Origin of the sequence: Rahnella sp. BCC 1045, from assembly GCF_019049615.1 — a bacterium.
Lineage (GTDB): Bacteria > Pseudomonadota > Gammaproteobacteria > Enterobacterales > Enterobacteriaceae > Rahnella > Rahnella contaminans.
Genome location: NZ_JAFMOZ010000121.1, coordinates 43493 through 56374, shown reverse-complemented (window position 1 = coordinate 56374; position 12882 = coordinate 43493). Strand labels below are relative to the sequence as shown.

The 12882-nt window shown below is 56.5% G+C and carries 11 protein-coding genes; 4 read left to right on the top strand and 7 right to left on the bottom strand.

Annotated elements, in window-relative coordinates:
• Positions 1–32 precede the first annotated feature (32 nt).
• On the bottom strand, positions 33–1295 hold the full coding sequence (hemA, locus tag J1782_RS10200) for a glutamyl-tRNA reductase (protein WP_217153087.1): 1263 nt from the start codon (positions 1293–1295) through the stop codon (positions 33–35).
• A 279-nt stretch (positions 1296–1574) separates the two neighbouring features.
• On the opposite strand from hemA, the gene lolB reads away from it, so the two are divergent.
• The 3 genes from lolB (at position 1575) to prs (ending at position 4178) form a co-directional block, all read left to right on the top strand.
• Positions 1575–2198: a lipoprotein insertase outer membrane protein LolB gene (gene lolB, locus J1782_RS10195; protein WP_152326294.1), complete on the top strand. Its 624-nt coding sequence runs from the start codon at positions 1575–1577 to the stop codon at positions 2196–2198.
• Position 2199: 1 nt separating this feature from the next.
• Complete coding sequence (gene ispE / locus J1782_RS10190) at positions 2200–3063, top strand: 4-(cytidine 5'-diphospho)-2-C-methyl-D-erythritol kinase (protein ID WP_217153086.1); 864 nt, start codon at positions 2200–2202, stop codon at positions 3061–3063.
• A gap of 167 nt (positions 3064–3230) precedes the next feature.
• Positions 3231–4178 carry a ribose-phosphate diphosphokinase gene (gene prs, locus J1782_RS10185; RefSeq protein WP_013575591.1) on the top strand — a complete coding sequence of 316 codons (948 nt, stop codon included), beginning with the start codon at positions 3231–3233 and terminating at the stop codon, positions 4176–4178.
• Positions 4179–4292: 114 nt separating this feature from the next.
• Here the strand turns inward: prs and ychH are convergent, their stop codons facing one another.
• Entirely contained in the window at positions 4293–4571 is a 279-nt protein-coding gene (gene ychH / locus J1782_RS10180) for a stress-induced protein YchH (protein WP_152326296.1), read from the bottom strand.
• Positions 4572–4862: 291 nt separating this feature from the next.
• On the opposite strand from ychH, the gene pth reads away from it, so the two are divergent.
• The gene (gene pth, locus J1782_RS10175) at positions 4863–5453 is read left to right on the top strand and encodes an aminoacyl-tRNA hydrolase (RefSeq protein ID WP_192938081.1); all 591 of its coding nucleotides are present in this window, start codon (positions 4863–4865) and stop codon (positions 5451–5453) included.
• A gap of 72 nt (positions 5454–5525) precedes the next feature.
• Here the strand turns inward: pth and J1782_RS10170 are convergent, their stop codons facing one another.
• From J1782_RS10170 to J1782_RS10150, 5 genes are all read right to left on the bottom strand, one after another.
• A complete protein-coding gene (locus J1782_RS10170; protein ID WP_217153085.1) occupies positions 5526–7439 on the bottom strand; it encodes a cation-translocating P-type ATPase in 1914 nt (637 codons plus the stop codon).
• A gap of 12 nt (positions 7440–7451) precedes the next feature.
• Positions 7452–8495: a protease modulator HflK gene (gene hflK / locus J1782_RS10165; RefSeq protein WP_217153084.1), complete on the bottom strand. Its 1044-nt coding sequence runs from the start codon at positions 8493–8495 to the stop codon at positions 7452–7454.
• Positions 8492–9529 carry a protease modulator HflC gene (gene hflC, locus J1782_RS10160; RefSeq protein ID WP_217153083.1) on the bottom strand — a complete coding sequence of 346 codons (1038 nt, stop codon included), beginning with the start codon at positions 9527–9529 and terminating at the stop codon, positions 8492–8494. Before hflC ends, hflK begins: the two co-directional genes overlap by 4 nt.
• Positions 9526–11484 carry an SPFH domain-containing protein gene (locus tag J1782_RS10155; RefSeq protein ID WP_217153082.1) on the bottom strand — a complete coding sequence of 653 codons (1959 nt, stop codon included), beginning with the start codon at positions 11482–11484 and terminating at the stop codon, positions 9526–9528. Before J1782_RS10155 ends, hflC begins: the two co-directional genes overlap by 4 nt.
• Before the next feature lie 206 nt (positions 11485–11690).
• Positions 11691–12827 carry an ROK family protein gene (locus tag J1782_RS10150; protein ID WP_217153081.1) on the bottom strand — a complete coding sequence of 379 codons (1137 nt, stop codon included), beginning with the start codon at positions 12825–12827 and terminating at the stop codon, positions 11691–11693.
• Between the last annotated feature and the right edge of the window lie 55 nt (positions 12828–12882).

Sequence of the window (12882 nt, the reverse complement as noted above, 5' to 3'; positions counted from 1 at the left end):
GCGTGGTGTTTAACCCTGTGAGAAAAGGAGAATTACTGCTGATCCAGCCCGAGGCTGTCGCGTAAAATTTGCAAACGCTCCACATCACCGTCGCTGGCTGCCTGTTGCAGAGAACGGGTTGGCGCGTGAATAAGGCGATTGGTCAATTTGTGGGCTAATTCCTGGATCACCGCTTCGACGTCAGCGCCCTGCGCGATGGCGGCTAAGGCTTTTGCTTGTGCGTCGGCGCGAATAATATCAGCACGTGAGCGATAATCACGAATAATTTCAACGGCTCCCTGCGAACGCAGCCAGGCCATGAAGTTTGAGCTTTCCTGCTCAACGATGGTTTCCGCCTGAATCGCAGCGGCTTTGCGCTGGGCAAGATTGTTTTGAATAATGCTGTGCAGGTCATCAACGCTGTATAAATACGCGTTGGCAAGCTTACCGACTTCCGGTTCGATATCACGCGGAACGGCGATATCGACCATCAGCATCGGCTGATTACGGCGCGCTTTGAGCGCTCGTTCCACCATCCCTTTTCCGATAATCGGCAGCGGGCTGGCGGTAGAACTGATAATAATGTCGGCTTCGGCCAGACGGGAATCAATATCCTGCAAACTGATTACTTCCGCGTTAACTTCCGTTGCCAGCGCCTGCGCACGTTCGCGGGTACGGTTCGCAATCATCATATGACGGACATTGTGCTGATGCAGATGACGCGCCACCAGTTCGATGGTTTCACCCGCACCGACCAGCAACACATTCACTTCAGAAAGGGATTCGAAAATCTGGCGCGCCAGCGTACAGGCGGCGAAAGCGACGGAAACAGCACTTGCGCCGATATCCGTTTCAGTGCGGACACGCTTGGCAACGGAGAAGGATTTCTGGAACAGACGTTCCAGTTCGCCGGAAACGGCACGGCCATTTTGCGATTCGGCGAAGGCTTTTTTGACCTGCCCGAGGATCTGCGGTTCGCCCAATACCAGCGAATCCAGCCCGCTCGCCACGCGCATCAGATGGCTGACGGCGTCATTATCATGGTGCCAGTACAAGCTTTTACGGACTTCATCTTCACTGAGATGATGATAATCGCATAACCATTTAACCAGCTGTTCTTGCAGGTTTTCCTGTTGTTCGACGCTCAGATAGAGCTCCGTACGGTTACAGGTAGACAACACGACTCCGCCCTGCACCAGCGGTTGCTGGAGCAGACTGGAGAGCGCCTGATTAAGAGTCTCGGGTGAAAATGTTACCCGTTCACGCAGAGACACCGGGGCGGTTTTGTGGTTGATACCTAATGCAAGCAGGGTCATATGGGAAGCGATTATCGACTTATACTTTATAATAGTATGGGTTTACGTCTGCTGCGCATTCTACAAGATGCGCGGGATCAATAAAAGCCGTACAGCATCTAACGTTAAATCCATTTACAAATCAGTATTGTCCCAAAACTCTCCGATCGTCGATCATCTGTACCGGGTGCCGATCACCCGATGCGCTGGCTGTGCTAAACTAGCGCACGCCGTATTTGACTGGCCCCTTTTCTGTTTATAAAAGCCACCGCCGCCAAAGCACAAAGGATTTAACCTGTTATGCCAATGCGTAAAACACATTTTGTTCGCCTCCTCCCTCTGGCAAGTTTAGTGCTTGCTGCGTGTTCGATTAATGCGCCGAAAGGTCCGGCGACCAGCCCGACGTCTCCGCAATGGCGTGAACATGAAGCTCAGGTCAAACAACTCGAGCATTATCAGACCCGCGGCTCTTTCGCTTACATTTCCGATAAACAGAAAGTCTATGCCCGCTTCTTCTGGCAACAATACTCCCCGGAAAGCTACCGTCTGCTGCTGACCAATCCGCTTGGCAGCACCGAAATGGAGCTGAAAGTGCAAAGTGGTATCGCGCAGCTGACCAATAACGAAGGAAAGCATTACACCAGCGACAATCCTGACGATATGATCCGTAAGCTGACCGGCATGTCGATTCCGCTGTCCAACCTGCGTTTGTGGATGCTTGGCCTGCCGGGTGATGGCACTGATTTCACCCTCGACAGCCAGTATCGTCTCTCCCAGGTTAAGTTCAGCCAGAATGGTCAGAGCGGCACCGTGGTGTATCAGGCCTATGACGACGACGCCAAACCGTCCCTGCCGCAACGTCTGGAAATGACCCAGGGCGAACAGCGCATCAAGCTGAAAATGGATAACTGGACATTAAACTGAGATGACGCAGCAATTGTGGCCGTCTCCGGCTAAACTCAATTTGTTCCTTTATATCACCGGGCAGCGCCCCAACGGCTACCATGATTTGCAGACGCTGTTTCAGTTTCTCGATTACGGCGACAGCCTGAGTTTTAACGTGCGCACCGACGGCGTTATCGCCCTGACCACACCGGTTGAAGGCGTTTCAGACGACGAAAATCTGGTGGTGCGCGCCGCTCGTCTTTTGCAGAAACACACGGGAAACCCGCTTGGCGCAGATATTTCCCTGCAAAAGCAGATCCCGATGGGCGGCGGCCTGGGTGGCGGCTCCTCTAACGCCGCAACCGTTCTGGTTGCCCTGAACACCTTGTGGAATTGCGGGCTGACAGATACGGAACTGGCCGAACTCGGCATCAGGCTGGGCGCGGACGTGCCGGTATTTGTGATGGGTTTTGCCGCGTTTGCCGAAGGCATTGGTGAAATCTTGCAGCCGGTCACACCGGACGAAAAATGGTTCCTGGTAGTTCATCCCGGTGTTCACATTCCGACCCCGGTAATTTTCGGCGATCCGGAACTGACCAGAAATACACCAAAACGCCCTGTAAATGTGCTTTTGAACACGCCTTACGCAAATGATTGCGAACCGATTGCGAGAAAACGTTTTTACGAGGTTGAACAGCTACTTTCTTGGCTGTTAGAATACGCGCCGTCGCGACTGACCGGAACAGGTGCTTGTGTGTTTGCCGAATTCGACACCGAATCCGAAGCCCGTCAGGTTTTAAATGAAATCCCGGCATGGAGTCGGGGTTTTGTTGCACGCGGTGTCAACGTTTCACCGTTACACCGTTTTCGCGAAGCCGGGTTGAGAACTGCGGGCAAAGCGTAGAGAGTCACAGCGGCTATGTGTCTGTTCTTTGCCAGCGAATTATTCACCGGTTTTTGTTTAAGCAGTAAGATTTAGAAGTATCGTGAGCATAATGCTTTGGTACCGCTCACCGCCCGGTGGTGCCAAAAGCCAATGTCTTCCCTGGACGCAAGCCTGAGGTTCTTCTCGTGCCTGATATGAAGCTTTTTGCTGGTAACGCCACCCCGGAACTAGCACAACGTATTGCCAACCGTTTATACACCAGCCTTGGTGACGCCGCCGTCAGTCGTTTCAGCGACGGTGAAGTAAGTGTGCAAATTAACGAAAATGTACGTGGCGGAGATATTTTCATTATCCAGTCCACCTGCGCGCCTACTAACGATAACCTGATGGAACTGGTCGTCATGGTTGATGCCTTACGCCGCGCCTCCGCTGGTCGTATCACAGCCGTTATTCCTTATTTCGGCTATGCACGTCAGGATCGCCGGGTGCGTTCTGCCCGTGTGCCAATCACCGCGAAAGTTGTGGCTGACTTCCTGTCCAGCGTCGGTGTTGACCGCGTTCTGACCGTTGACCTGCACGCAGAGCAGATTCAGGGCTTCTTTGATGTACCAGTAGACAACGTTTTCGGCAGCCCTATCCTGCTCGAAGATATGCTGCAACAAAATCTGGAAAACCCAATCGTTGTTTCCCCGGATATCGGCGGCGTTGTTCGTGCCCGTGCCGTGGCGAAACTGCTTAACGATACCGACATGGCTATCATCGATAAACGCCGTCCACGTGCCAACGTTTCTCAGGTGATGCACATCATCGGTGACGTCGCGGGCCGTGACTGTGTGCTGGTTGATGACATGATCGACACCGGTGGCACCTTGTGTAAAGCCGCTGAAGCACTGAAAGAACGCGGTGCTAAGCGCGTATTCGCTTACGCAACTCACCCAATTTTCTCCGGCAACGCAGTGGAAAACATCAAAAACTCCGTCATCGACGAAGTGATTGTATGCGACACCATTCCGCTGTCCGCAGAAATCCGCGCACTGAAAAAAGTACGCACCCTGACCCTGTCAGGCATGCTGGCTGAGGCTATCCGCCGCATCAGCAATGAAGAATCCATTTCTGCAATGTTCGAGCATTAATCACAACGCCCCTTTTCAGGGGCGTTTTGTTTTCTGTAAAAACTGACTGATTCAGAAATGCAAAAAACCGTTGAAGCGTGAGCGACAACGGTTTTTTCTTTTCAGGCCGTTTAATCAGGAATGGCGATGTGTCTTACTGTTTGAACACCGTGAGTCGTAGTGACGCACCCACCAGTAGCGATCTGCAACGCGTTCGCGCCCGCCGACTCTGGCACCGGCCAGCCACAAAATAGCCCCGATGAAAATACTGCCGACAGCACCGTGAGCCATAAACTGCGGTAATCCCAGTTCAGGCAATTGATTTAAAATGGAATAACCAACGCCACCGACCATTGTGAGCAAACCGAGTCCCATCAGGGCATTGCCCAGTCTCATTGCGGTTTTACGTTTCATCTGTCACCTCCGGTTGTCGATAGTCTTAGCATCATTGCTGTCTTGTCATTTCCTGCCTTAACTATAGACGTCCCATCCGGTTCACTTTGCGGTCACGATCACAGACAGAGAACATTAGATGACAATTCTTTACGTTTTCCAGTCAGATACATTCGGAGAGTTAATAATTAACTTTGGAAACTATTCAGAAACGACCCCATTTAACCGAATAACGTGGCCGGATATTTGGCACAGCGAAAACGGACAGGTAAACTACCCCGCTAAACCTCACCCGATTAAGAAGCGAAAACCGTGAGCAGCATTAAATTGATCGTCGGGCTGGCCAATCCCGGAGCCGAATATGCCCAAACCCGCCACAACGCGGGCGCCTGGTATGTTGATCTTCTGGCCCGCCAGCACAACCAGCAGTTAAAAGAAGAAAGTAAGTTTTTTGGCTATACCGCGCGTTTATCCCTGGCAGGTCAGGACGTTCGTTTGCTGGTGCCGACCACCTTCATGAACCTGAGCGGTAAAGCCGTTCTGGCGATGGCGCAGTTCTACCGCATTGAGCCGGACGAAATTCTGGTCGCGCACGATGAACTGGATATCCCGCCGGGCATGGCGAAAATTAAGCTTGGCGGCGGCAACGGCGGCCACAATGGCCTGAAAGATATTCAAAGCAAATTCGGCGGTAATCCGAATTTCTACCGTCTGCGCATTGGCATCGGCCATCCGGGCGATAAAAGCAAAGTGGTGGGATTTGTCCTGGGCAAGCCGCCAGCCAGTGAACAGAAGCTGATTGATGATGCGATTGATGAATCACTGCGCTGCACTGAATTGCTGATGAAAGACGGTTTGGAAAAAACCATGCGTCGTCTGCACACGTTTAAAGCCGAACTTTAATCCGCGCAGGCTGACCGCTATTCCTGCTGACGGGCGCAACTTTTGCGCCCGTTTTAATTTTCACTGACTGACTTACAGGGGTTCGTCAAACCGCAGTAAGCGTCCGGCATTGCCCAGCACCAGCAAGGTGCTCAGGTTATGCAATAAAGCGGCAATCAGTACACCGGCCACGCCGAGTAACCCCATAGCCGCCGCTGCCATCACTACCAGCGTCCAGCCCAGCCCGATGAAAACATTGATTTTGAGCGTCTTACGGCAGGCACGGCTCAGCCGAACGCAAGTCCCGAGACGCCGCAGATCGCTGCCGATCAGCACCACGTCGGCGGAAGCCAGCGCAATATCGCTGCCACCCGCCCCCATTGCAATGCCCACCACGCCCGCTTTTAACGCCAGAGAATCATTGATACCGTCCCCGACCACCATTGGCCGGAACCCTTGTGCGATTTCGGCTGAAACCTGATGCAGTTTATCTTCCGGTAACGCCTGCGCAACGACATCACTGATGCCCAGTTCTCCGGCAATACGGTTGGCTACGCTGGCGCGATCGCCGGTCAGCAAAAGTTGTCTTTGCAGCCCAAGCTGACGCAGTTCAGCCAGCGCCGTTTGCGCCTCCGGCCTGAGCGAATCGGCCAGCAGCAGCCAGCCGAGAAAACGCCCGTTAAGTGCCAGCCCGACCAGCGGCCCGTCGTGTTCAGGTTCGTTATTCACCGGGATATTGTTCTGGCTGAAAAATGCCGGGCGCCCTAACAGCGCGTCGCCCTGTGCGGTACGCGCACGCACGCCCATGCCCTGCTGTTCTGACACGTCGTCCAGCGGTAAATATTGTTCACGCGGCAGTAATTTTGCCAGCGCACGGCTGACCGGATGGCTGCTCGCCGCACCCAGGCTGGCCGCCAGCCGGAACACCGCATCCGAAGACGCCTCTGCGCCCAGCACCGTGCGTTGCAAATGCAGTTCACCGTGCGTCAGCGTGCCGGTTTTATCGACAACGATGGCGTTCAGGTCCGCCAGTTCTTCCAGAAATGCGGAGCTGCGGATCAGGATCCCGTGACGCGCCGCCACCGCGATCCCGGCAATGGCCGTGGCGGGCGCGGAAAGCACCAGCGCGCACGGACAGGCCGCCACCAGTACCGCCAGCATGGCATGGGCATCACGCGTGATAAACCAGGTCGCGGCGGCAATCAGTAAAATAAGCACCAGATATTGCCCGGCATAGCGTTCGAGCAAACGGGTGATCGGCGGTTTGGCGTGTTCGGCTTTTTGCATCAGCGCAATCACTTTACCCAGCGTGGCGTCCGCGCCGGTGCGCGTGACTTCAACGTTGAGTAATCCGTCGAGATTAATGGCCCCGCCGAAAACGTCATCGCCTGCGCGGGCTTCCTGTGGCACGGATTCGCCGGTGATCGGCGCAGTATCCAGACTGGCGCTGCCGGATAACACACGGCCATCGGCGGGCAACCGGTCACCAGCGCGGACTTCAACCCGGTCGCCGGTTCGCAGCTGGTGGTTATCGATTTCTTCAATTTCACCGTCAGGCAAAATCCGCCGGGCGCGGCTGCGCGTCAGATGGCTCAGCGCGTCAATGGCTTCCTGCGAACCGATCACGCTACGCTCTTCCAGAATATGACCAAAAATCATAATGCCCGGCAGCAATGCGGCGGTCATCAGGTCGCCGGTTGCCCACGCCCCCAGCATCGCGATGGCAATCAGCTGATCGGTCACGCCGTGCAGACTGGGGCTGCGTAAGCTGTAAATTGCCGAACGCAGCACCGGCACCGCGACCAGCAGTGACGCCACGCCAAACAGAATTTGCCCGACGTCGCTTTGCTGCGGATACAGCCACTTCCAGAGCCAGCCGCACAGCAACAGACCAAATGCGGCCATCGCCAGCAAAAGCTGCACCGCCATATTTCGCTGTTCATGGCGCGTTAACAGCACGCTTTTTGCGGGCGACGTGTGCGGTTCTTCAGAGGAAAAAGAAGTCACGGAAGCAATACCTCAGGGTTGAGATGTCGGACGGTCTGGCCCCGGCAGGATCAGATGCGCGTCGTCGTGGGGATCAACAGCAGTGACGCTGCCGGCATGCGCGAGGATCGCAGGCATCCGTTCACGCCACAAACGCCACAGCAATTCCGGCGAATGGTCGCCGGCCAGCTGTACTATGGTCGCGGTATCTGTGGACGCCCGGGCAATCTGCTCGCTGGCTCTGGCATGGGAAACCTGTAAAGCGCGGTCTGCCGACTGAACGGCGTCCTGATGAACACGCGCCGCCTCATTACTGGCGCTGGCGATGTTTTGATCCGCCTGCTGGCTGGCCGTCAGCACCGCATTGAACGCATCCACTGCTGCCGGTGGCAGGGACGACTGCACGTCAACGCGGCGGACTTCGATACCGGTACTGCTCCCGCCCGCGCTCAGCGCCGCCAGTTGCTGATTTATGCCCTGACGCAAATCGCCGCGCAGCCGTTCGCGGCGTTCGGCGATATTGTTGCCGTTGCCAGCTATTTCCGGCCGGGCGACCAGAATGGTGTCGAGATCCCGTGAGGCACAAATCGCCACCGCCGCATGCCCGGTTAAACGGTCAAGCGCCGGTAACACGTGTTCGCCTTGCAGCACAAATGCCACCGGATCGGTTATCACGTAGTACACCTGTACATCCAGCTGAACCACGCCGGAATCTCCGGTCAGTAAATATCCCGCACCGGCGACGGCATCACTTTTCTCGCCACCGGTATTGTTCCATGCGGGCACAATGTCGGTTCTCAGCAAGGCGGTGACATGATGTTCGATCACCCGATCGGCCGCGGGTAAGATTTCAACCTGTTCCAGCGGTTCCGGCCATGCCAGCAACAGCCCGGCTCCCGCCGTGCGCGAAACGGCACCAAACCGCATCACCACCGCGCGCTTGTCCGGCTCTATCTGCCGGACGTTGGAAAACAGCCAGCTCGCCGCAGCAATCAGCGTCATGGCGAACAGCGCCAGATACGCCAGACGCCCCGCCTGAAACCACGCATTTCCCTGAAAACGGGATAACGGATTCATGGGCGCGTTCCGTTAGCCGGGGCAGCGGGTAATGCAGGCGGGCCTTCGACCAGCTGGCGGAACGGTGCCGCATCGGTGCCCAGCACCAGTTGCGTGCCCGGCGTGATGACGCTGCTCAGCGTGTCGAGCGAGCGCAGCAGATCGTAGAGTTCAGGATTACCGGCGCGGGCCCTGGCGTAGATTGCCGCACTCTGCACCTGTGCCTGCGCTTCGATATTGGCCGCATTGACTGAGGCATCCGCCTTAATAACGCGGGCGTCACGTTCAGCGGAAGACCGGATTTCAGCCGCCTGACGCTTGCCTTCGGCAGAGCGCTCGGTAGCAATGGTTTCCCGCTCAGCCCGCATGCGGTCAACGGTGGCATCTAAGGTCACTGACGGCAGCGTCAGCCGCTCAACGCCAACCTGCACCAGTTCGATGCCGTAGCTGTCGAGCAGCTGGCGGGCGATCTGGTCATGCAGATGTTGCTCAAAACCGGAAAGCCGGATTTTGCTGGCGTCGGTGTTCACCAGGTCAGCCAGCGCAAAACCGCTGGTGGTCGTTTCCAGCGCCGAGCCGATAAACGTCCGTATCTGCGCAGCCGCCATATCCGGCTGATTTTGTACCGCGCGGATAAAACGCTGCACGTGCTGAGGATCGTTTTTCACCTGCCAGACGGTATAAGCCTGAACGATGATCCGCAGCCCGTCGCGCGTGCCAACATCCTGCAAACCGCTGGAAGTGGTACGGATACGCAAATCCACCGGGATCGCCGTTTCCAGCGGAACCGGCAGATGCCACGCCAGCCCCGGTTGCAACAGTACGCGCACCGGATTGCCAAAGCGCGTGATCACCATGGCTTCGCCGGAACGCACCTGCACCAGACAGGCCGTGGCGGCAATCAGCGCCACCAGGACGGTGGCAATCGTGACCCGTCGCCAGAGTTTGGGCGCCGCGGGGCCGGAATGATGATGGTGATGACCGGCACCGTGATGATGCCCGTGGTGCGCGTCGTGATCGTGTCCGTGGCCTTCAGGTTGTTGGTAATCACTCACCGGGTAGTCTCCGCTTTGACAGAATGCGCCGCTTTATCCGCTCCGGGCGTAAATGGCAGGGTAAAATTTCTCAGATCCAGCACCGGCGGCGTCCCGCCCCCCATGCGATGATCGACAATCAACACCTTCGGATGTTGCTGCATGGCCAGCGTCAGACGGCTGAAATAGCGTTCGGTCAGGAACGCCTGTCCTCCGGTCTGATACGCCTGATTTTCGGCGTTAAAGGAGAGCGCCATGACCTGCGCCTGATCCAGATTTTCATGGCTTTGTGCGGTGGCCGCATCCTGCGCCAGCCCGGCAAATTGCTGCGCGGCATTCAGCTGCTGTGCGGCCTGACCTTTCTCACCGGCAATCGCACTTTGCGCCAGAATTTGTGCCGCCTGCACGCCGTGATAAGCGTCCGCCGCCCCCGCAGGCGGATGGATCGACTCGATCACCGTCGCCAGCAGTTCCACCCCGCTGTTGAGATGATCAAGCTGCGCCTGCACTTTTTGCCCGATATCTCCGGCCAGACGGGTCTGATCGCTGCCCAGCAGGCTGTCGAGCGTGCGCGAGGAGAAATCATGCACCAGCACCTGATTGGCAATACTGCGGATCAGCACCGGCATATTTTCGGTGTGATACAGGCTCGCCATCGCCGCGTCATCATTCATGGCGATGCGGTACACGAAGCGGACGTCCATATTCATGATTTGAAAACTTTGCCGGTCATTCGCTGCGCTGGCGATGATTTGTGATTTGTCGCTGCTGTGGCCGGAATCCCATAACCGGTTCGCGCTTTCCGGCGCGGGACCTTCAGCTGTGTCTGCCACCGCGGCGGGTGTGGCGGTTAGCGGTTCTTCTGAACCCGTGGTGAGTTCATGCACTTCGCCGTTATCCACCATCAGCGTGCGGCCAAAAGGCCACGGCAGCCCGGCATGTAAACCGGGCTGTCTGACGGCCACCGGTTTGCCGAAGGATTCATAGATCCCGCGCTGGGTCAGCGGTACCTCGCTGATTCCCGTCAGCAGCCAGCCGGTCAGCAGGAGGATTGCGCCGAGCGGCAACAGCGCGCGACGCATAAAGCGGAGCGCCCAAATCTGGCGGAGATCGATACCAAAGTGCTGATGCAGTTCGTTTTGCACAAATTGTAGCGGACGCGGCGGCCAGCAGAGTTGCGCCGCCAGCAGGCTGCCGGCAATAAACTCCGGCTCTTTGTCTTCTCGCGGCGGTGAAAATACCGCGATCAGCGCCCGCAGGAAAAGCTCCAGCGCCACCAGCGCCGGTAACAATCCGGTGAGCACCAGCAGGTGTGCGGGCCATACCGCGGTTCCTCGCGCAAACATCAGGGCCAGCGCCGTCAGCAAAAAGACGCCAATTAACATGCGCATCAGCGGTGCCAGTTTTGCCGCTTCCGGCCATTCCTGCGGATTTTTTAACGTCCAGTGACGCTCAAGCACCAGCACGGCGAAGGCGCAAAGAATAAAGAAAGAACCGGCGAAATAGCCCGTATTCCCGGTTTCATTGACCGGTAACGGCAACTGCCACAGCAGCGCGATGAGCAGCAAAGCGGCTAATGCGGGAAGTGCCTGAAAGAAAACGTGCGCATCGACATAGCGTAATAGCGGGCGCATCCACGCGCGGGAGGCCAGACGCTGAGAAAATCCGGGGGGAATTTGCGGCCCGGCCAGGCCGTTACGGGAGGCAAAGTGTTGCTCGCGCCAGCGGGTAATGCGCCGGGCGCATTGCAGCGAGGCAGCGCAAACCCACATCGCCGCCATGATATTCCCGACCACCCACGGCCAGACCGACTCCGGCGTGACCAGATACAACATCAGCAATATCAGATACAACACGCTGCTGATCACCATCACGGCGTGGATCAGCCCGCTCAGCCAGCGCGTGTGGGAAGCGGCGGACTGAAAGCGCAGCTGCCTGCTGGCATCGTCCGTTCCTGATGCTTTATTTAGAATCATGTCCGCTCCGGCAGAGGAGAAAAAATAATCCGCCATGCTGGCTGTGCGCCAGTTCGTGTCGAATTAACCGAGCGTAACCGTATAACATTACAGAATTTTCGGCGATATGAATTTAGCCGCTTTTTTGCCACTAAATGTAAGCGATTATCTTACGGCACGCCGGTTGCCAGGCGCAGCCGCTGTCGGCGGTTTGGTGTCTGAAGGGATTACGTAAGGGAGACGGATTCAAAACGCCGGAACATCGCCAGCGCCAGGCCACGCGCGGGATTGAACCGTTCGGTAACAAAGGTGATTTGCGTGCGACTGAACGGAAACGTCAGCGTAAATTGCTGCGCTGCGGCCAGCGTATTTTCAACAAATAAAGGATGAACGTTATAGGGGCAATCAATCAGCAACGTTTTCGGATTCATTAAATGAATAATCTGGCTCAGCGCTTTACCCAGAAGTTGCCCGGCCTGCGACATCACCTCATTCACAATTTCGGCCGACTGCTGGCGGTTATCCCAGTTCAGCCCCGGCTGACGCTGTTCCAGTTGCCGGTTGATGGCCGAAAGGCCGATCAGGGATTCCAGACAGCCCCGCTGACCGCATGAACATAACGGCCCGTCAGGCAGTACCGCTAAATGGCCGACCTCGCCCGCCGTCCAGCTTCCGCCGGAATATACGCCATGTCCGGTTAACAGCGCGCCGCCAATCCCTTCGCCAATTCGCAGATAAAAACGGGCGTCATTGTCATTGGCGCTTTCGCCTTCGCGGGCAATCAGCGCCGCCGCTTTGACGTTATTCCAGACGCTGACCGGCACGTTATCTGCACAGGTCAGTAAAGGTTGCAGGTTGACTTCGCCCCAGCCCAGATGCGAGGACACATGCAAAATGCCCTGCTGATGGTCGATGATGCCGGGAAAACCGACACCAATGCCGACCAGACCGGGCCACGCCTGCTGTAGCTGCTGACAATGGCGCATGATTTCCGCCAACACGGACTGCGGTTGGGAGGTGTCGAGGGAAAAGGTTTTTTCATCAATGGTCTGCGAGAAATAATCACAGACCATCCAGTGAAGACGCTGGCGCTCGATCATGATGCCTGCGGCTTTGATTGACGACGGGTTCAGCGCAATGTGAATTTTCGGACGTCCGATACTGCTGGTCTGCGCCACGCCCTGTTCTTCCACGTAGCCCATCGCCAGCAGGTCATCAACAATCAGGGAAATGGTGTTTTTACTTAACGCCAGCGCCCGGGAAATATCCAGACGGGAGCTGATTTTCTGCTGGCGGAGATAAGCCAGTACACGCTTTTCATTGTACTGGCGCAGCAGCGCGGGTCCTTTGCCTGAGTCTTTCATGTCATGACTTTCCATCGCGTTACACCGTAGCGTCGCATTATTACATGACTGAGGA